Below are 20341 nucleotides of genomic sequence, written 5' to 3'. Positions count from 1 at the left end.
CTGACGAACGACTGTAACTCTTCCGGCCGCCGGCACGCGCCGGGTATCGCGGCGCCCGCCCCCTCATACGAGCCGGAGGCAAGCGCCGCGCCTGCGGCACTCAGCGCTTCTTGCGCGGTGCCGGCTTCTTCGTCGCGGCCTTGGCGGCGGCGCGCTTCTTTGCGGTCTTCGCCGCGCCGCGGGCGGCGCGCGCTTCCTTCACCGAAGCGCTCGGCGCGCTCGCGGCCTTCTTGCGGCGCGGTGCGTCGCCGTCCTGCAGCGCGCGCACGCGCGGGCCGCCATCGCCCATGCCCATACCCTTGTCCGCCGGTGCCGTACGGCCGGCCGCGGGTTTGACGGGCGTGTCGCGCACGAGACGGAAATCGATCTTGCGCGCGTCGAGATCGACGCGGCTCACCTGCACGCGCACGCGGTCCGAAAGCCGGTAGCGGATACCCGTGCGTTCGCCGCGCAGCTCGTTCTTGATCTCGTCGTACTGGAAGTAGTCCGAACCCAGTTCCGTCACGTGAACGAGACCTTCGATGAAGAGCGAGTCGAGCTGCACGAATATGCCGAACGACGTCACGCCGCTCACCATGCCGCCGTACTCCTCGCCGAGCTTGTCGCGCATGAAGTAGCACTTGAGCCAGGCCTCGACGTCGCGCGACGCTTCGTCGGCGCGGCGCTCGTTGGCCGAGCAGTGCAGGCCGAGCTCTTCCCAGATCGCCGTATTGCCGCCGCGTCCGCGCTTGCCGCGCTTTTCCTCGTCCTCGGCCTGGAGCGCGCGGGCGCGCGGCGACAGCGCCGTATTGAGCTCGACGCCGTGGGGCGCGGCAGGCTGATACTTCTTGCCCTGCAGGATCGCGTAGATCGCGCGGTGCGTGAGCAGATCCGGATAGCGGCGAATCGGGCTCGTGAAGTGCGCATAGGCCTCGTACGCAAGACCGAAGTGACCGATGTTGTCCGGGCTGTAGACGGCCTGCTGCATCGAGCGCAGCAGCATCGTCTGCAGCATCTGCGCGTCGGGCCGGTCGCGGATGTGCGCCATCAGCGCCGCGTAGTCGCTCGCGTGGGGCGTGTCGCCGCCGCCGAGCGAAAGGCCCATGCCGCGCAGGAAGGTGCGCAGGTTCTCGAGCTTCTCGGCGCTCGGGCCCGCGTGCACGCGGTAGAGGCCCGGGTGCTTGTTGCGCTTCATGAAGTCCGCGGCGCAGACGTTGGCCGCGAGCATGCACTCTTCGATCAGCTTGTGCGCGTCGTTGCGCTGACGCGGCACGATCTGCTCGATCTTGCCCTGCGCGTTGCAGACGATATACGTTTCGGTCGTGTCGAAGTCGATGGCGCCGCGTTTCTGGCGCGCGGCGAAGAGCGCCTTGTACACGCCGTAGAGATTCTGCAGTTGCGGCAGCAAGGCCGCGCGCCGCATCGCCTCCGGTCCCTTGGTGTTCTTGAGCACCGCGGCGACTTCGGTATAGGTGAGCCGCGCGGCCGAGTGCATCACGCCCGGATAGAACTGGTAAGCCTTGATCTCGCCGCGCGCGGTAATGACCAGGTCGCACACCAGCACGCAGCGATCCACGTGCGGATTGAGCGAGCAGAGCCCGTTCGAGAGCTTCTCCGGCAGCATCGGAATCACGCGGCGCGGGAAGTACACCGACGTGCTGCGCTCGATCGCGTCGACGTCGAGGCCGCTGCCCGGCAGCACATAGTGCGAGACGTCGGCGATCGCGACGATCAGGCGGAAGCCCTCGCCGCGGCCGACCTGCACCGGTTCGCAATAGACGGCGTCGTCGAAGTCGCGCGCGTCCTCGCCGTCAATCGTCACGAGCGGCACGTCGCGCAGATCCACGCGATAGCGGATGTCCGTGGGACGCACGGCGTCGGGCAGCTTCGCCGCCTCGTCGAGCGCGGGCTTGCTGAATTCGTGCGGCACGCCGTACTTGCGCACGGCGATCTCGATCTCCATGCCGGGATCGTCGATGTCGCCGAGCACCTCGACCACGCGGCCGAGCGGCTGCGAATGGCGGCTCGGAAAATCGGTGAGCTCGACCACCACCACCTGCCCGACCTTCGCCTTCTTCGGATTCTGCGTCACCAGAATGTCGTGGCCGATGCGCTTGTCTTCGGGTGCGACGATCAGCGCGCCGTTCTCGTTCAGCAGCCGCCCGATCACGCGCGTGTTCGCGCGGTCGGTGACCTCGACGATATGCCCCTCGGGGCGGCCGCGCCGGTCATAGCCGACGATGCGCGCGAGCACGCGGTCGTTGTGCATGACCTTCTGCATTTCGCCCTGCGGCAGGAACAGGTCGTCCTGGCCGTCGTCGCGCACGAGAAAGCCGTAGCCGTCGCGATGGCCCTGCACGCGGCCCGCAACGAAGCTGGAAGGATGCGCCAGTTGATAGTGGCCGCGCGAATCGAGCCGGATCTGCCCGTCGCGCTCCATCGCGGCGAGCCGTCTGAAGAACCCTTCGCGCTCCTGGCGCTTGATGGCGAGCGCCTCGGCGATATCGTTCGCGGTGCAGGGCGTTTCGCTGGTCCGCAGCACGCCGAGAATCTCTTCGCGGCTGGGAATCGGATACGGATATTTGCTCAAGGGCTTGTCGATGGTTGTTCTCGTTGCGTCGATGTCGGATCTGTCGCGTCGCCCAAATTTCATTCAACGACGAAACTCGGGCGGCGCCCCGGTCTTCGAGTGCTTCATTCAGCGTGCCGGCCGGCGAGCTTCCGTGGGCCACGCGCCCACCGGCGCCACTGCTGCGAGGCATTCTAACACCCGCATCGTACGCGGCAGACGCCGCGCGGACCGGGCGCGCGAGGGCAACACAGGAGACAAACGCCGTGGCGGCGAGCCGGAAACGCCGCACCGCGCTTTTTTCAGGAAACACTTGACAAGCGCGGCGGGCACGCTAGAATGGCGGTCTTTGCTGCACGACACATCGAACGGCAAACGACACCTTGCCCAGGTGGCGGAATTGGTAGACGCACCAGGTTCAGGTCCTGGCGGTGGCAACACTGTGGAGGTTCGAGTCCTCTCTTGGGCACCAGATTCAAAAAAGGCCAGCTTCCAGCTGGCCTTTTTCATTTCCTGGCCGGAAAATAAAATAGCGCGTGAATGACGCGCTTTTGCGCATCTCTATCCCCAAGGCGGGCGGATTGCGCAACAGGATTTCACGACCGTCGGCCCTTCCGGTGAAATTTTTTCAAACATCCGTTGACAGCTTGCTTCGGGCCGCTATAATTGCGAACTAGCTTGAAGATGTGCCCAGGTGGCGGAATTGGTAGACGCACCAGGTTCAGGTCCTGGCGGTGGCAACACTGTGGAGGTTCGAGTCCTCTCCTGGGCACCAGGAATTTGCGGAAAAGGTCGGCATAGCCGGCCTTTTTTCATTTCTGGTTCAAGAAGCAGCAAAAAGAAGCCGTCAAAAGAAGCACCGGACTGTAAGCACTCCAAACGGGCTTCTCCGGAAACTCACACCCCTCTCTACCAGGCGGGCTCGCCGTCAGGCGTAGTCGTGCCGATCTCCCCCGTGGCGAGCGCGAGCGACGCGGCGGCGGAAAGCGCGGCGCTGTAGCTGTCCGCATAGGCGTTCTGCGCCGCGAGCAACTGATTCTGTGCGAGCAGCGCATCGGTGATCGAGCCTACCCCGTGCCGGTACGCGGAGAACGCCGCGTCGTAAGTCGTCTGCGCGGCGGCGACCAGCGCTTTCGCGGCGGCGTTCGACGCAAGGCTCGTGGAAAGCGCGTTCTGCGCGGCAACGACTTGGCGGACGGCCTCGTCCTTCGTCCGGGTCAACTGCTCTGAGGCGCTATCCGCGTCATTGCGCGCCTGCATCAGCACGGCGGAACGCAACCCGCCGTCGTACAGCGGGATCGTCACGCCGAGGAACACACTGCCGCTGCGGCGGCTGCCGGTCAGGTTGACGGTTGCCGCCTGATCGCCGACTGGCGGGATCGCCGTGATCGCCGTCGAACCAGTGCCGTACGCAGCCGCCGCGGACAAGAACACCTTCGGCATGAAGGAAGCCTCGGCTGCGCGGATCTTCGCCTGGTTCGCCTGTTCGAGCGCGTACGCCCCCTGCACGTCGGGCCGCCGTGCTATCGCGTCGGCAACGATCTGGTCCACCGACTGGTGCAGCGCCGGCGAAAGCGCGCGCGGCGGCAACGGGGCAATCGTCGGTTTCGACAACGGCGAGACGCCGAGCGCGGAGACGAGGCTCAAATAACTGTCGCTCAGGGCGCCGTCCGCCTGCACCTTGACAAGATTCGCCTGGGCCTGGTTCTGCGTGGCCTGCGCCACTTCGACGACCGTGCCCACGCCCCGCCCGTATCGCGCACGAGCGGCGGCGAGGATGCCGTCCGCGTTGTCGAGCGACTGCTGCGCGGTGCTCGCGCGTTCACCCGCGGCTTCGTACATGTAGTACGCAACGCTCACGTCGTGGATCACGTGCTGATGCACGGCGGTGAACGTGACGTTCGCGGCGACCGAGAGTTGCGTGGCCGCATCGACGCGCGCGCGGCGGCCGCCAAAATCGAACAGCAGCCATTGCAGCGCAAGCACCGACACCGTGCCGTGGATGTCCGCATTGGTCGACACGTTGCCAAGCAACGTCGACGATGAACCGCCCGATGCCTGGTAGCCGCCCATCGCCGTCGCGGTGAGCTGCGGCAGATAAGCGGTCTTCGCGATGCCCGCCGCGAGCGCCGCATTGCGCGCGTCGTTCCAGGCGATCCGCGTGAGCGGATTCGTCGATTCCGCGAGATCGATCAGCTCGGGCAGCGTGTACGGATGGCTGGCGTCGAGCGCCGCCGGTTCGATCGACGCCAGCCCGGCGCTGCGCGGTAACGTGTAGCCCTCGCGCGCTGCGTCGATCGAACCGGCGGCACTATGCGGCGGCCCCGGCACGATATTGCCAGCCGTGTCGGTCTGCGGCTGCCACGGACGGTCAGGCGCGGGAGGCGCAAGATCCAGCGAGGACGTCGCGCATCCCGCGAGCCCCGAGACTACCAGGGCGGCGGTCAATGCGCTGGCCAGCGCGGTCAGCCAGGGCGTCGGTTCAAGGGCGCGCATCGATCGTCGTCTCCTTCGGTTGGGCTGCGCACGGCTTCGGCGATCTCGCCGAAGCGCGCGTCGATCACGTTCAGAAGCGCGTTGACGTCGCGGTCGCCGCGGTCGCGACGGCCGACCTCCCGGTTCACATCTCCGCCCTGCTCCATTCGTTCGGCGACCTCGCTCAACCGGGCATCGGCCGCAGCGCCCACGCGGCCGGCCGACAGAAAGAGCGGCCCCTCCAGCGCGCCGAGCTCGGCAAGCGCACGCCGCCGGCTCGCGATCCATTCGGGCGCGGGACGCACCCACGAAGGCTCGTAGTGGATCAAGCCCAGATCCCCGTAGAGTGCGCCGTATTGCGCGAGCGCCCCCGCGGCAAGCGTGCGGCGCGCGCCCGCGTCGACTGTGCGCGCAACCCGGCCCCACTGGGCAACCAGTTCATCCAGCGCCTTGTCGATTCGCTTAGCAATGCCAAGCGGCCATACGCGCGTGAACACGAGATAAGCCACGGCATTACCGATCAGAATGCCGATCGCGCGATCGCGTGCGATGGTCAGGTCGAACGCGGGGGCCGCGCCCTGGATCACGCAGAGGAAAAACGCAAAGGAGACCTGAAAACCGATATACGCGATTCGCGGCGACCCCACCGCAACCCACGCGGACAGCCACGCGCCCACGAACACCAGCGCCATCAGCTCGCCGATCGAAGTCAGTGCCGGCGTCACGAACACGATCGCCGCCGTGCCGGCCACCGCGCCGATGAGGCAGCCGGCAATCCGCAGAGTCAGCTTTTCGACGGATTCGGCCGTCGTGCCGAGCGAGACGATGTAACAGGTGAGGAAGCAGGTATGGATGCCCTGCCAGTCGAGCTGCTGGTACAGCAGGTAGCAGAACATCGCCGCCACCGTGGTCTTCAACGCGTAGCGGACGTGATCGGGATTCGTGAATGCGTCCGCGTCGAAGAAGCTGCCGCGCGCAGGTTCCGGCGCCGGGGCGGGAGCCTCCTTCGAAGCCGGCACCGCGAAGCCCTCCAGCGCCGCACGCAGGTCGGCGAGCACGAGCGCGGCGAGCGGCGGCAACGTGGTCGCCTCGGGCAGGTCTTGCAGATCGACCACGACGTCCACTGGATAACCGCCGGCATCGAGCATCGCGGCCATCTGCTCCATCGTCTGTGCCAGCCGCGCCGCGCAGGCCGCAGGCAACCGCGCGCCGGGTTCGCTTGCGGCAAGATCCGTCGCGAGCAGAATGGCGGTCGTCGCCGCGGCCGCGGCGCGCAACGCCGCAAAGTCGGCTGCGGTGGAGGTACCTTCGAGCTTCGAGAACTTGAGCCACGCCAGGATCTGGTGCTCGCCTTCGCGCAGGCACGCCTCGAATCCGGCACGCTCGGCCTCGGTCGCCGCGCCCGTCAGGCGGCGCGCCGCGAGCCTCAGGCGCTTCGCGAGCTGCGCGCTGGCGAGGCGGCGCGGCGACGGTGCAAACAGCAGGTTCACGACGATGGAAACGCCAATCGGAATCGAGACGAAGAGCCACGCGTACAGCAGGCCGCGCGTGGCGGCCTCGCCGATCGGCGCGAGGCCGAGTTCGTCCAGACCATAGCCGACGATCATGGCGACAGTCGCACCGACCGGCCGCAGCTTGCTCGCCGACGTGACGAACAGCAGTCCGAACGAAAGCACCGTCATGCAGCCGACACGCAGCGCCGGCACGTCGATAGAAAAGATCGCGAAGCCCATCACGATCCCGATGATCACGGTCACGAGCAGGAACAACGCGACCGACGTCACGATGCTCGTCACGCGGTCGGGCTTGTTGAAGAAGAACACGAGATAGGCCGAAAGCGCGGCCTCGGGGGTGCCGTACGCACTCGCGATCAGCGTCGTCAGGGCGCACATCAGGGCCATGCGCGTGACGAACGAAGCGCGCCCCGGAAACGGCGCGAGCAGTCCTGCGATCTCCCGCAGGCCGGGCGTGCCGACGTCACCGGCAAGCTTGGCCATGCCGGACCTCGACGATCGCACTCGCACCGATCCGTACCAGCTTCGCGGCCGGCGCGTCGATCCGCACCCGCACCGGGAAGCGCTGCGAAACTCGTACCCAGTTCACCGACTGCTGCACATAAGGCAAGCTGTGCGGCACGTCCACGCGATCGGTGTCCAGGATCCCCGCGCCGATACCGACGACCTTGCCGCGCATCGGATGCGTGCGGTCGATCATCGAATACACCGTCGCGCAATCGCCCACGTCGATTGCCCCGAGGGCCGTCTCCCGGAAATTCGCCACGGCGAACCATTCGTTCGCATGGATCAGCGTGAAGATGGACTGGTTCGGCGCGACCGTCTCGCCCGCGAGAATCGAAAGCCCCGTCACGTAGCCGTCGAACGGTGCGCGCACAACCGTATCGTCGAGCGCGTGCTGCGCGATCGCCAGCGCCGCCTCGCGCGCGTGCAGCGTGGCGATGGCGTCGGAGTCGTCGCCGATCGTCTGCGCGGACGAACGCTGCTGCTCGCTGGCCTGCGTGAGCGACACGCTCGCGTCCCGCTGCGCAACCACCGCCTGGTCGAACTGCTGGGCCGACACGTAGCCCTGTGCCGCGAGCGGCCGCAGCCGTTCGACGCTGCGTGTGGCGAGATCGTAGTTATGCGTCGCGCGGCGGGTCTGGTCGGCGGCGATCGATGCGTTCGACGTCTCGCCGATCAGCGAGCGGCGGCGCGTGGCCAGTGCCGCGCGTGCCAGCTCGACTTCGGCCCGCGCCTGCGCGACGGCCAGCCGGTACGACACAGGATCGATTTCGAACAGCACGTCGCCCTTCGCGACCCGCTCGTTCTCCTCGACGGCAACCCGCACGATCCGGCCGCCGACGGGCGATGCGACGTGCACCACATCTGCGTCGATGGAAGCGTCATCGGTCGAGGGAAAGCGCGACGACCGATCGTAGGCGTACCAGAGCGCCGCGGCCCCGAGCAGGACGATTGCCGCAGCGATCGCGCGGCCCTTCCATGCGGAGTTTGAATTCGCGCCGGCCATTTTCATATCAGAGTTGCCCCGTTCCCGATAGCCAGACGAGCACCCCGACGACAACGCCAATCGCGGTGCAGACAGAAAGCTGGTAAGGCACTGTGCGGACCCAGCCGGTCGCGACGAATGCGCGATGGGCGACGAGGGCGCCCGCGATGCCGGTCACGGAGCTCAGAAGCCAGAAAGGAAAGTACGCGCCGAACAGCACATAGGACGGTGCGCCGCGGGCGGCACACCCCCCAAGCAGCGTGAGCGCCAGGGGGGAACAGGCGGCGGTGATTCTGGGCCATGTACGTTGTTTCATCGCTTTCGTGACTGGAACAAATACTGGTATCTCACTGCCAGGCACGTCATCATAGCGCGGTTTGCCGCACCCGCGGCGCGTACAGGCCGGCATGCGAGTGTTGCGGCGTAACGTCCCCCCGCCGCAACACGCTGGCGATCTCACTTCGCCGGCTGCCCCGCTGCCTCCAGAATCAGGTTAGCAACCTCCTGCGGATGAGAGATCAATGAAACGTGACTGGAGTCGATCTCGATCGTATGGGCTTTCATCCGGTTAGCCATGAAGCGCTCGAAATCGGGGTTGATGGTGCGGTCTTCGGTCGACACCGCGTACCACGTGGGCTTGTCGTGCCAGGCGGCGACCGTCGTCTTCGCCGACGTGATCGCCTTGCCCATCGGCTGCTGCACCGCATAGTAGGCTTCGGCTTCCGAAACCGGCAGATCGCCCGCGAAGTCCTTCACGAACGCGCTCTCGGAGAGTGCGCCGTAGCCGTCCGAAGACCAGTGCACGCCGGCCGATGCCGGGGCGGCCGGGAACTTGCGGGCCAGCGCGGGATAGTCCTCGCCGGCGTCGGGCGCCCGCGCCGCAATGTACACAAGGCCGGTAACCTTGGGATCGTCGCCGGCCTGGCTGATCACCATGCCGCCATACGAGTGCGCTACCAGCAGCGTGGGGCCATCCTGCTGGGCGAGCGCCCGTTTGACGGCATCGACGTCCGCGTCGAACGACGTCGTCGGATTCTGGACCGCCGTCACATGCAGGCCTTTGGCCTGCAACAGCGGGATCACTTTCCCCCAGCTCGAACCGTCGGCGTACAGGCCATGGACGAGCACGACATTGTGTACCGGAGTGGGCGTCGCCGCCGCGTCGGTTTGGGCCCACGCCGCATGACTTGCCAACGTGAAGGAAAGAGCGGCCAGCGCAGCGCAAGACAGTCGAAAGTTCATTTGAATCTCCTGGAAGGACATAAAAGGTTCGGTTGCATTCCGGCAAACACGAGAGCACCCGGGGTAATCCGCCACGTGCGGGGTAAATCATCTCTATTGATTCGTATAACTAAACATGTGGAAACCTGCAAAGCACGAGTGGCACCTGTCATGAAGCAATCAACCGTGTCTCAGGACCGTGGGAACACAAGCGTAAAGCGCGTCACGCCGTTGCCGCTCGTTGCATGGCACGTCCCGCCGTGCAACGACATGATGCCGCGCACGATCGAGAGTCCAAGCCCGCTCGATTCCGACGACCGCTGCCGCGAGGGATCTGCTCGATAGAAGCGATCGAAGATCCGTTCGAGGTGATGCGGCTCGATCGTCGGGCCATGATTTTCGACGTGGATCGTCGTTCGATCGACGCCCTGCTCCGCCACGGTCGTGATCGCCGTGCCCGGTTCCGCATACCGCAAGGCATTCGCCAGCAGATTTCCCAGCGCGCGACGCAGCATCAGCGGATCCGCCGACACGTACCCGTCGCCGCGCCACTCCAGGCCGACGTTGCGCTCGTCCGCGAGGCCTTCGAAATACTCCTGCATGCGTTCGAACTCGTCGGCGAGCAGCAGGTCGCTGCGCTCGATGGCATTGTCCGCATGCTCGGTCCGCGCGAGAAACAGCATGTTGTCCAGCATCTTCGAAAGCCGCTGCAGTTCCTCGAAGTTCGAGCCGAGCAGCCGCTGGTAATACGCAATGTCACGCGTCTGGCTCAAGCCGACTTCGGTCTGCCCCAGCAGGTTGCCGATAGGCGTGCGCAGGTCGTGCGCCATATCCGCGGACACCTGCTTCAACTGCGTGAACCCGCGTTCGAGGCGATCGAGCATACCGTTGAATGCCGCAATCAGCGCGTCGAGCTCGGGCGGTGCCGAGTGCTGCCCGATACGGGTCGAGAGCGTGTCGATGCCGATTGCTCCCGTTTGCGCCGCGAGAAGGCGCAATGGGTGCAGGTTGCGACGTGCGACAACGAAGGCGAGCAAGGCAACCATGAACGCCACCGTCGAGGCCCATAGCAGAATCTGGTTCCGGTACTCCTGCAACAGCCGCGTGCGTTCGGTCAGCATCCGTCCTGAGATGATCTGCAGGTCGTGGGGCTCGGCGATATCGTGCACGGCGGCGGCCACGTAGATGAACGGCGTTCCGTCCGCCGCGCGCGTATGCTGGACGGCGCCGAGCGTGAGCGGGGCATCCGCCGGCACCGGCGTCGTATCGGGCACCGCCCTGTGGCCCGGATTCACCGTGATGAGCGGTGTCTCGCCCGGCGAACGCACGACCAGCAGCGATTCCGTGTTGCCGAGCATGTTGGCGAACAGGTGCGGCTTGTCGCGAATCAGCTCGCGCACGTCGACGTCGTTCATCAGCGTGCGGATCTGGTCGACTCTCGTCACCAGTGCGCCGTCGTCGCGTACCATCAATTGCTGCTCCAACGCTCGATACAGGAACGCACCGAACAGTTCCATCGCGGCAAACGCGATCAGGGCGTACAGCACTGCAAGCCGCGTCGTGAGCGAGAGGCGCTTCATGCTTCGTGCTCGAACCGGTACCCCACGCCGTGTACCGTGTGGATCAGGCGAACGGGGAAAGGATCGTCGATCTTCTGCCGCAGGCGGCGCACCGCGACATCGACGACGTTGCTGTCGCTGTCGAAATTCATGTCCCACACGCGCGAGGCGATCACGGTACGGGACAGCACCTGTCCCTGATGCTGCACGAAGAACTGCAGCAGGTTGAATTCCTTGTTGGTCAGCGTGACGCGAATACCGCCCCGCTCGACCCGCCGCCTCGGAACATCGACACGCAGATCCCCCACTTCGAAAACCTCTTCCTCCTGCTTCTGGGGCTGGCCGCGACGCAAGATGATGCGCACGCGCGCCAGCAGTTCGGCGAATGAAAAAGGCTTGACGAGGTAATCGTCGGCGCCAAGGTCAAGTCCCTTCAGCCTGTCCTCGAGCGTGCCGCGCGCGCTCAGAAACAGCACCGGCGTATGCGTGCGGTCACCGAGCTTCTTCATGACGGTCCAGCCATCCATTTCCGGCATCATCACGTCGAGCAAGATCAGGTCGTAGCGCATCTCCTGCGCAAGGTGCAGTCCGTCGATGCCGTTCGTGGCCACATCCACCACGTAGCCGGCCTCCGTCAATCCGCTCTGCAGGTATTCGCCCGTTTTGGCTTCGTCTTCGATGACCAGAATTCTCATGTTATCCAATCTCCGAACTTCCCTCTGCATGACGGCGGCCGTCCTGCTGCGCCGCCCCTTCGCTATTTCACGCCTGGAGCCGCGCCTTCCTGCGGATCCGATCGAGCCCTGCGTTAATGATGCGCCTCGATCGGCATCGTGACACGGCGCCTGGGCAGGACGTGATGGCAGTCTAAAAAGAGCGGCCGAACAGGGCCGTTACCCGATCATTACAAAAAAATGACGAGCGAAATGGCAAACAGCACGCCAGTCGCACCGCGACAGCCCGCAGTAGCGGACCAACGGCCGGTCGATCCCGTTCGGGAGGAAAATAACCTTCTTTGCCGGGTCAACGGGAGACCCGCCGCATCGACACAGGAGGCTGCATGATCTCACTGCCGCGCGCGCAATTTGCCGACATCGACGGCCATCGTCTCGCATGGTGGTCGTCCGGGACAGGTACGCCCACGGTGGTGCTGGAGACGGGTCTGGGCGCCGAAAGCGCCGAGTGGCAAGGCGTGCAGTCGCAAATCGAAGACCGCTTTCGCGTGTTCCGCTACGATCGCGTCGGGCGAGGCGCGAGTGGTCCGGCGACCGGGCCCCAGGATGCATCCGTCATGGCCGATCGACTCGCCCGCCTGCTCCGCGCGAGCGGCCTGCCGCCTCCCTGGCTGCTTGTCGGCCACTCGTTCGGCGGATTGCTGATGCGGATTTTCGCGCATCGTTATCGGACGGAGGTGCAGGGTCTCGTACTGGTCGAGGCCATGCACGAGGATCAGTTCGACGTCTTCTCCGACGCCTTTTCCAAACCCACGGAAGCGGATCCGCCCGCATTGACGCAAATGAAGACGCTCTGGCGCGGCGCATGGCGCGATCCGCAATCGACGGTAGAACGAATCGATTTTCCGGCGAGCTTTCGGGAAGTCCGGGCGACGGGATCGCTCGGAGACCTGCCGCTGGTGGTCCTCGTGGCCGGGTCGTATCGGAATTCCCGGCTCTTCCCGCCTGAACGGCGCAACGCGCTGCAGTCCGAGTGGGAGCGGTTGCAGCAAACTTTTCTGCGCCTGTCGTCTCGCGCGACGCTGGTGCGTCTGCCGTCGAGCGAACACTTCGTCCAGCGCGACGACCCCGGTGCGATCGTCTACGCAATCGACGCTATCGCCCGAATGCGGCAGGCCACCGCGTGAATGAAGTGGACGTCAAGCGAACCGCTACTCCTGGGACCCCAGCGCCGGCGCCGCGAATACGCCTTCGGATACGGTGGCCGGCGCTGCCGAACGGAAGATCCAGCGCCGCCGCATCGGCTGCAGGACGAGCTTCGCGCACACGCCCGCCGCCATCGCCACGCAGGCTCCGAACTCGAACACGGCGTTCCAGCCGCCGTGCAGCGCGAGCAAGGTCGCCACGGGCACCAGCAGCGCTGCCGTGCCCTTCGCCGTATAAAGCGTGCCGGCATTGGCGGCCGCGTATCGCGCGCCGAACGTGTCGGCACAGGTTGCGGGGAAGTTCGAGAAGATGTCACCGTAGAACAGGAAAACGAGCCCCGAGAACAGCATGAAGAGCCACGGATCGTGACCGAAGCAGCGCAAGCCGAACAAGGCCAGTCCTTCGCCAATGAACGTCATGAACATGGTATTTTCCCGGCCGATACGGTCCGAAATGAAACCGCACAGCGGCCGCGTGAAGCCGTTGCAGAGATTGTTGATCGACAGCGTCATCGTGAGCAGCGGCAGCGTGACGCTCGCGAACGTGACCGGCATCGCCGCGAAACCGTAGGCCTTCGCGATCGGCCCGATCTGCGCGGTCGCGATGATACCGCCCGACGCCACGCACACGAACATCGCATACATCACCCAGAACAGCGGCGCGCGCACCATCTCTCGCGTCGTATAGTCGGTTTTGGTGGCCACGACACGCTTCTTCCCTGCCGCGTGGGCCGGCGGCTTCGGCCTGACCATCAGGGTTGCGAGCGCCAGGATGCACACCCCCTGAAGGACTCCGAAGAATACGAACGCGCGCTCGTAGCCCGCATGCTGAATCATGTTCGAGATCGGGATCACGGTGAGCGCGGCGCCCGCGCCGAAACCCGCAGCCGTCATGCCCGCCGCGAGACCGCGCCGGTCCGGGAACCATTTGAGCGCCGTCCCCACGCATGTGCCGTAGACGCAGCCCGCTCCGATGCCCGATATCACCGCGGCAACGTAAAGCACGGGCAGCACCGGCGCCCAGGCGTCGAGCACCCAGCCCAGCGCGACGCAGCAAGCGCCGCCCATCACGACGGGACGCGGGCCGAACCGGTCGACGAGCCAGCCCTCCACGGGCACGAGCCACGTTTCGGTAACGATGAATATCGAAAACGCCAGTTGAATCGCCGCCTGGCCCCAATGGTGGCGGGCATCCATCGGGACAACGAAGAGTGTCCACGCGTACTGCAGGTTTGCGACGAGCCCCATGCAGACGATACCCGCAACGAGCTGCACCCAGCGGTTGTGCCGCCGCGCGGTATAACCGGCTGCCATGCGATCAGTATGTGCCACGTTGTCTCTCTCCGTTTCTGTCTCTGCCTCGCCCAATCAGCCCTGCTGCACTTGCGCCTCCAGTTCCGCGAGCCGTTTGCGCAGGCCGCGCTCCTCCTGGAAGCGCGCCGTCTCGTCGCGAATCACGGCGACAACGCCCGTCACCGCGCCGCTGGGTGCACGCAGCAGCGCGACCGTAAAGGCAATCGATAGCGCGCGGCCGGCCTTGTCCACGGCGGGTACCCGGAGCACATCGTTGCCGTAGCGCGTCTGTCCGCTTTTCATCGTCTTGTGATAGCCCTCCCAGTGCCGCCCGCGCAAACGTTCCGGGATGATCAGGTCGAGCGTGCGGCCCATCGCCTCGGCCTCGGTGTAGCCGAACATGCGGGTCGCAGCGCGGTTCCAGTACGTGATGTCGCCAGTTGCGTCGGAAATGACGATGGCGTCGCCGATAGCGTCGGCGAGCTGCGCGAAATCGATGGCAGATTGCATGGCAAAAGTTCGATCGGTGAACGGCATATCGCCGTGTATCGTGGGGACGCCGCCTCTGAGCAGCCGCGGCACGCCGCCCTGCCTGCGGTAGCGCTATCCGCCGGCACGGCGGCGCTTGCTGCCGTGCCGGCTGCCCTCATACCGCGCGAACCTCGTGCAGCGCGGCGATCTGCTGGGGCGTGTAGCCCAGATCCGCCAGCACCTCGTCGGTATGCTCGCCAAGCAGCGGCGACCCCTTGATCTCCGGTTTGAGCCCCGAGAATTTGATCGGACTCCCAACCGTCAGGTAGGTGCCGCGCTCCTTGTGCGGCACTTCGACGATGGTGCCGCTCTCGCGCAACGAGGGATCGTTCGCGATTTCCTTCATGCTCAAAACCGGCGCACAAGGGATGTCGTATTTGCGCAGGATGTCGATGGCCTCGAACTTCGTCTTGTCGGCCAGCCACGCCTCGATCGTATTGAAGATCTCGAAGATGTGCGGTTGACGTGCTTTCGGCGTGCTGTAGCCGGGGTCGTCGATCCACTCCGGCTTGCCGAGTGCGTGACAGATCGGTTCCCACGCATGCCCCTGGATCGTGAAGTAGATGTACGCGTTCGGGTCGGTTTCCCAGCCCTTGCACTTGAGCACCCAACCCGGCTGGCCGCCGCCGCCCGCATTGCCGCCGCGCGGCACGACATCGCTGAAGCTGCCGTGCGGATACTGCGGATACTCTTCGAGGTAGCCCACGCGATCGAGGCGCTGCTGGTCGCGCAATTTCACGCGGCAGAGGTTGATCACGCTGTCCTGCATCGAAACGGCCACCTTCTGCCCCCGGCCCGTCTTGTCGCGGCCAATCAGCGCCGTAAGGATGCCGATGGCGAGATGCATACCCGTGTTGCTGTCGCCCAGCGCGGCGGCGCTCACCGTCGGGGGGCCGTCCCAGAAGCCCGTTGTCGAAGCGGCGCCGCCCGCGCATTGCGCCACGTTCTCGTAGACCTTTAGGTCATCGTAGTGATGCCCCTCGCTGAAACCCTTCACCGAGGCGACGATCATCTTCGGATTGAGTTCCTTGATGCGCTCCCAGGTGAATCCCATGCGATCGAGCGCACCGGGACCGAAGTTCTCCACCATCACGTCCGATTCGCGAATCAGCTTCTCCAGCACCTCCTTGCCTTCGGGCTTCTTGGTGTCGAGCGTCAGCGAACGCTTGTTGCTGTTGAGCATCGTGAAGTACAGCGCATCGACGTCCGGAATGTCGCGCAACTGGCTGCGCGTGACGTCGCCCGCACCCGGACGCTCCACCTTGATCACGTCCGCACCGAACCACGCAAGCATCTGCGTGCAGGCGGGACCCGCCTGCACGTGCGTGAAGTCGATGATCTTGATGCCGTCGAGGGGTTTGCTCATTGCCTTATCTCCTGGTTCCTGGACCGATGCGTTTTGTTCGGTTGAACTCATTGCTTCGCAGCCGCGCTCTGCGGATTCAGATTCGTGAGGCGCCCGCTTTCCGTGCCGGCCGACTCGTCGATGACGGCATTGATGAGCGTCGGCTTACCCGAGGCAATCGCCTCGACAAGCGCTGCCGCAAGCTGCCCGGGCGTGGTGGCGTGGTGGCCCACACCGCCGAACGCTTCCATCATCCGGTCGTAGCGCGCGTTCTTGACGAAGACGGTGGGCGCCACGTCGGGCCCGCCCGTGGGATTGACGTCGGTGCCGCGATAGACGCCGTTGTTGTTGAAGACGATCGTGCAGACCGGCAAGTCGTAGCGGCAGATGGTTTCCAGTTCCATGCCGCTGAAGCCGAATGCGCTGTCGCCCTCGATAGCGACCACTTGAGTGCCGCTCGTCACGGCCGCGCCGATGGCGAAGCCCATGCCGATACCCATGATTCCCCACGTGCCCGAGTCGAAGCGCTTGCGCGGCTGAACCATGTCGATGATGCTGCGCGCGTAGTCGAGCGTGTTCGCGCCTTCGTTGACGACGTTGATTTCGGGCCGCGTCTTCAGCACGTCGCGAATGGCGCGCAGCGCGCTGTGAAAGTTCATCGGCGTCGGATTCTTCGCCAGCGTCGCGGCCATCTTCGCGAGGTTCTGCGTCTTGCGCTGGGCGACGGCGTCGAGCCATTCGGCCGGCGGCTTCGGGAAATCGTGACCGAGACCTTCGAGCAGCGCCTCGACGCATGAGCCGATATCGCCGATCACAGGCGCTTCGATCGCGACGTTGCTGTCGATCTCGGTGGGCGCGATGTCGATCTGGACGAAACGCTTGCGCATGGGCGCGCCCCAGGTCTTGCCCTTGCCGTGCGAAAGCAGCCAGTTCAGGCGCGCGCCAATCAGCAGCACGGCGTCGGACTCGGCAAGCACGAACGAGCGCGCCGCCGAAGCCGACTGTTCATGCGTGTCGGGCAACAGCCCCTTGGCCATCGACATCGGCAGGTACGGAATGCCGGTCTTTTCGATCAGCGCGCGGATCGGCGCGTCGACCTGCGCGTAGGCTGCCCCCTTGCCGAGCAGGATCAACGGACGTTTCGCAGTTCTCAATACATCGAGCGCCCGCTTCACCGTGTCCGGGGCGGGAATCTGGCGAGGCGCGGCATCTACGACCTTCACGAGCGACTGCCTGCCCTTCGTGGCCCCGATGGTCTGCGCCAGTAGTTTGGCAGGCAGATCGAGGTAGACGCCGCCGGGGCGGCCCGACACCGCCGCGCGGATTGCGCGCGCGATGCCAATCCCAATGTCCTCGGCATGTAGCACGCGATAAGCCGCCTTCGCATAGGGCTTCGCGGCATTCAACTGATCCATCTCCTCGTAGTCGCCCTGCTGCAGATCGACGATCTCGCGCTCGCTCGAACCACTGATGAGGATCATCGGAAAGCAATTGGTCGTGGCATTGGCTAGCGCCGTAAGGCCATTGAGGAAGCCGGGCGCGGAGACGGTGAGGCAAACGCCGGGCTTTTTCGTTATATAGCCCGCGACAGCGGCGGCGTTGCCCGCGTTCTGCTCGTGACGAAAGCCGATGAAACGCATGCCCTCGGCCTGGGCGAGACGGGCGAGATCGGTGATGGGAATGCCGACGAGCCCGAAGATCGTGTCGATATCGTTGAGTTTCAGCGCTTCGATGACGAGATGAAAGCCATCGGTCATTTCCTGCGCGGGTGGCACAGCGGCCGTCTGCGCCTCGTTGATGCCTGCTTCTGCCATGACGTCTCCTCTTGGGCGGGGCGTGGGGTGAGCTGTGATATACAATATTTCACACACCACATTAGTCAAGCGGCTTTTTGCCCGTTCAAAGGGGGGCGCGCTGCGAAGAACGCCGGACCCTTGCACCACGGCCCTGCCAGCCCATTACACGGGTGGCGCGACGCCGCATACGTTACGGAGTCCATATCGATTCCTCCGCTTCGGCGCGTTGCGATTCAGACCGGAAACTTATCGACGCACGCGTTTCATGCGATATCGGGCAGAAATCGCGGCCTGCCCGGCCCGGCAGGCTCACCAGTCGATAAGCAAGAGCGAATACAAATCAGAAAAATCTTTAACTGTCGTCTATTCATCGGCGCTCCTACCCTTCCGTTCATGCCAATGAACATTCAGGAAGGAGACTGTCATGAGCCAACCATTCCTCAACCGGCCCGCCGCCGAACACGACACCCAATTGCACGCGCACCTGAGCGCGTTCAATTCCGCGTTTGCCGAACTGGGCCTGCGCTTTCGCTGGGATGCGCAAACGCTCCGCGCGCTTGCGGCAATCGAGGGCGAGCGCGCACGCCTTGCCGCCTATATTGGCGCGCATCATCCCCATCTTCTGCGTGCTTACAGCATCGATTTCCTGAGCGACGCCATCCTCGCGCCCAAGCACGCGCGGGCGCCCGGCGAATGGCTCGCGGGGCGCGTGGTGCTACAGGGCGTGACAAAAGAAACGCCGGCCAAAGAGGCCGGCGCGGAGTATGGCTGGGGCGAGGCGGGCGCAGGCTTGCCTGCGCTGGCCGGCACCTGACTGAGTGGCACCTGAGCGGCGCGCGAAGGATGCCGCCAGGCTAACGCGCCGCGTTCGCCTCGTCCTCCTGCAGCTTGCGCCACAGGATCTTGCCGCTGCCCGACTTGGGCAGCGTCTCGACGAACTGGACGACGCGCGGCGCCTTGTAGGCCGCCATGTTGTCGTGCGCCCAGGCAATGATGTCGTCCGCGCTCACGGCGCCCACCTGCTTCGGGTCGAGCACGACATAAGCCTTGACCGTCTCGCCGCGCCGCTCGTCCTGCGTGCCGATGATGCATACCTCCTTGATCGCGGGATGGCGGTACATCAGCGCCTCGACTTCGGCCGGCCATACCTTGAAACCCGAGGCATTGATCATGCGTTTCAGGCGGTCGGTAATGAAGTAATAGCCCTCCTCGTCGCGGCGCACCAGATCGCCTGTGCGCAGAAAGCGTTTGCCGTCGCGCTCGATGAAGGCCTCGCGCGTCGCCTCCGGATTGCGCCAGTAGCCCTGCATCACCTGCGGCGCGTGCATGATCAGCTCGCCCGACTCGCCGTCCGGCACTTCCTCCAGCGTGATCGGGTCGATCACGCGCGACTCCACGTCGAAGACCGGAATGCCGAGGCATTGCCGCTTCGGGCGCTGCGGCGGATTGATGTGCGTGCCCGCCATGGTTTCGGACATGCCATAGCCTTCGACGAACTCGAGCCCCGTGAGGTCGCGCAGCTTCTTGACAACGGCATCGGGCATCGTCGCGCCGCCGCCGCGCATCCAGGAGAGACTCGACAGATCGTATTCGCCGATGCGCGGGTTCGAAATGAAATCGACCACCATCGTCGAGATCGCCTGCCAGCCGTTGATGCGGTAGTGCTCGATCGCGCGCGCCGCGGCGTCGCGATCCCAGCGCGGCAGAATCACGATCGTCGAACCGTTGTAGATCGGGCTGTTCATGCCGCCCTGCATGCCGGTGACGTGAAAGAACGGCAGCACCGAAAGTTGTACGGCATCCTGATTGCTGCCGAACCAGTTGCAGCCGCCCACGGCCGTGCTCATCACGCTACGATGCGTGTGCATGCACCCCTTGGGCTTGCCGGTCGTGCCCGACGTATAGGGCATCACGCAGAGATCGTCCGCGCCGGCCGTCAGCGGGCCCGGCGCGCAGCGCGCCTCCAGCACATCGGCCCAATGCGTCACGCCGGGCCCCTCGACGTGGCGCGGCGCGCTCACGAACTCGGGCGGCGGCGACGAAGGCTCGCCCTTCACGTAGTCGGAATAGGTCGCGACGATCAGGTGACGCAGCCCCGGCCCGTCGCCCTCGCTCACGTGCGGCGCGATGCGCGCATGGAGTTCCTGCGAGACGAAAGCCGTGGTCGCACCGCTGTCCTCCACGTAATGCGTGAGTTCGTCGGTCAGATTCATCGGATTGACCGGCACGACTACCGCGTTCGCGCGCAGGATGCCGTAGTACGCGAGCACCCACTGCGGGCTGTTCTGCATGTAGAGCAGCACACGGTCGCCCGCCTTCACGCCGCAGCGCTGCTGCAACCAGCCGGCCACGCGCTCGGCCTCGTCCCTGAACTGCGCGAAGGTTACGGGCGTGTCGTAGAAGACGATAAAAGGCTTGTCGGGATAGCGTGCCGCCGAAACCTCGGCGTTATAGAACAGGTTCGTAGCCGGAATCGTCAGATGCGGCGAAAGATGCGGCGGCCAGAACGGCGACGGCAGGTGCGATCCTGCTTGTTGCGGCTCGGCTTGTGCCCGTTCGACGGAAGTCGACGACCGGGATGCGGACTGCGGCGAGGCTGATGAGGACATGGACCATTCCGTCTCGTTGAAGGCGCGCCACGAGCGCGGCGCGCCGATCGTGCAAGCGGTTCGCGCGCGGACCCTCGCGCGC

General features: G+C 65.2%; 15 protein-coding genes and 2 tRNA genes. 4 read left to right on the top strand and 13 right to left on the bottom strand.

The window, feature by feature from the left end:
• Positions 1–100: 100 nt before the first annotated feature.
• The gene (rnr, locus tag WJ542_RS10495; protein ID WP_411189236.1) at positions 101–2569 is read right to left on the bottom strand and encodes a ribonuclease R; all 2469 of its coding nucleotides are present in this window, start codon (positions 2567–2569) and stop codon (positions 101–103) included.
• Positions 2570–2933: 364 nt separating this feature from the next.
• On the opposite strand from rnr, the gene WJ542_RS10490 reads away from it, so the two are divergent.
• Positions 2934–3020: transfer RNA gene (locus WJ542_RS10490), tRNA-Leu, on the top strand.
• A gap of 216 nt (positions 3021–3236) precedes the next feature.
• A tRNA-Leu gene (locus WJ542_RS10485) sits at positions 3237–3323 on the top strand.
• Between the two features lie 134 nt (positions 3324–3457).
• Here the strand turns inward: WJ542_RS10485 and WJ542_RS10480 are convergent.
• The 7 genes from WJ542_RS10480 to WJ542_RS10450 all read right to left on the bottom strand — a co-directional run bounded on the left by WJ542_RS10480 (position 3458) and on the right by WJ542_RS10450 (position 11501).
• Entirely contained in the window at positions 3458–5044 is a 1587-nt protein-coding gene (locus WJ542_RS10480; RefSeq protein WP_411189235.1) for a TolC family protein, read from the bottom strand.
• Positions 5014–7020, bottom strand: a complete 2007-nt coding sequence (locus WJ542_RS10475) for an FUSC family protein (RefSeq protein ID WP_411189234.1) — start codon at positions 7018–7020, stop codon at positions 5014–5016. The genes WJ542_RS10480 and WJ542_RS10475 overlap by 31 nt, the downstream gene beginning before the upstream one ends.
• Positions 7001–8053 carry a multidrug transporter subunit MdtN gene (mdtN, locus tag WJ542_RS10470; protein WP_411189233.1) on the bottom strand — a complete coding sequence of 351 codons (1053 nt, stop codon included), beginning with the start codon at positions 8051–8053 and terminating at the stop codon, positions 7001–7003. The genes WJ542_RS10475 and mdtN overlap by 20 nt, the downstream gene beginning before the upstream one ends.
• Before the next feature lies 1 nt (position 8054).
• Positions 8055–8342, bottom strand: a complete 288-nt coding sequence (locus WJ542_RS10465; protein ID WP_411189232.1) for a hypothetical protein — start codon at positions 8340–8342, stop codon at positions 8055–8057.
• Positions 8343–8482: 140 nt separating this feature from the next.
• The gene (locus WJ542_RS10460; RefSeq protein ID WP_411189231.1) at positions 8483–9289 is read right to left on the bottom strand and encodes an alpha/beta hydrolase; all 807 of its coding nucleotides are present in this window, start codon (positions 9287–9289) and stop codon (positions 8483–8485) included.
• A gap of 149 nt (positions 9290–9438) precedes the next feature.
• A complete protein-coding gene (locus WJ542_RS10455) occupies positions 9439–10827 on the bottom strand; it encodes a heavy metal sensor histidine kinase (RefSeq protein ID WP_411189230.1) in 1389 nt (462 codons plus the stop codon).
• The gene (locus tag WJ542_RS10450; protein WP_411189229.1) at positions 10824–11501 is read right to left on the bottom strand and encodes a heavy metal response regulator transcription factor; all 678 of its coding nucleotides are present in this window, start codon (positions 11499–11501) and stop codon (positions 10824–10826) included. Before WJ542_RS10450 ends, WJ542_RS10455 begins: the two co-directional genes overlap by 4 nt.
• Before the next feature lie 449 nt (positions 11502–11950).
• Between WJ542_RS10450 and WJ542_RS10445 the strand changes: the two genes are divergently transcribed.
• Entirely contained in the window at positions 11951–12667 is a 717-nt protein-coding gene (locus WJ542_RS10445) for an alpha/beta fold hydrolase (protein ID WP_411189228.1), read from the top strand.
• Positions 12668–12691: 24 nt separating this feature from the next.
• Here WJ542_RS10445 and oxlT read toward each other — a convergent pair whose 3' ends face one another.
• The 4 genes from oxlT to oxc all read right to left on the bottom strand — a co-directional run bounded on the left by oxlT (position 12692) and on the right by oxc (position 17668).
• Positions 12692–13999 carry an oxalate/formate MFS antiporter gene (gene oxlT / locus WJ542_RS10440; RefSeq protein WP_411190523.1) on the bottom strand — a complete coding sequence of 436 codons (1308 nt, stop codon included), beginning with the start codon at positions 13997–13999 and terminating at the stop codon, positions 12692–12694.
• 54 nt (positions 14000–14053) lie between these two features.
• On the bottom strand, positions 14054–14488 hold the full coding sequence (locus WJ542_RS10435; protein ID WP_411190522.1) for a PAS domain-containing protein: 435 nt from the start codon (positions 14486–14488) through the stop codon (positions 14054–14056).
• A 136-nt stretch (positions 14489–14624) separates the two neighbouring features.
• Positions 14625–15875 (bottom strand): formyl-CoA transferase, encoded by a 1251-nt coding sequence (gene frc, locus WJ542_RS10430; protein ID WP_411189227.1) that lies wholly within the window; start codon positions 15873–15875, stop codon positions 14625–14627.
• A 47-nt stretch (positions 15876–15922) separates the two neighbouring features.
• Positions 15923–17668, bottom strand: a complete 1746-nt coding sequence (gene oxc, locus WJ542_RS10425) for an oxalyl-CoA decarboxylase (RefSeq protein WP_411189226.1) — start codon at positions 17666–17668, stop codon at positions 15923–15925.
• A 406-nt stretch (positions 17669–18074) separates the two neighbouring features.
• On the opposite strand from oxc, the gene WJ542_RS10420 reads away from it, so the two are divergent.
• Complete coding sequence (locus tag WJ542_RS10420) at positions 18075–18464, top strand: hypothetical protein (RefSeq protein WP_411189225.1); 390 nt, start codon at positions 18075–18077, stop codon at positions 18462–18464.
• 40 nt (positions 18465–18504) lie between these two features.
• Here WJ542_RS10420 and WJ542_RS10415 read toward each other — a convergent pair whose 3' ends face one another.
• On the bottom strand, positions 18505–20259 hold the full coding sequence (locus tag WJ542_RS10415; RefSeq protein ID WP_411189224.1) for a long-chain fatty acid--CoA ligase: 1755 nt from the start codon (positions 20257–20259) through the stop codon (positions 18505–18507).
• Between the last annotated feature and the right edge of the window lie 82 nt (positions 20260–20341).

It is taken from the genome of Paraburkholderia yinzeri (assembly GCF_046581065.1).
In the GTDB taxonomy this organism is placed as follows: Bacteria; Pseudomonadota; Gammaproteobacteria; order Burkholderiales; family Burkholderiaceae; genus Paraburkholderia.
Note: the sequence above shows the minus strand (reverse complement) of the source record. Positions and strands in the feature narration are given on the sequence as shown.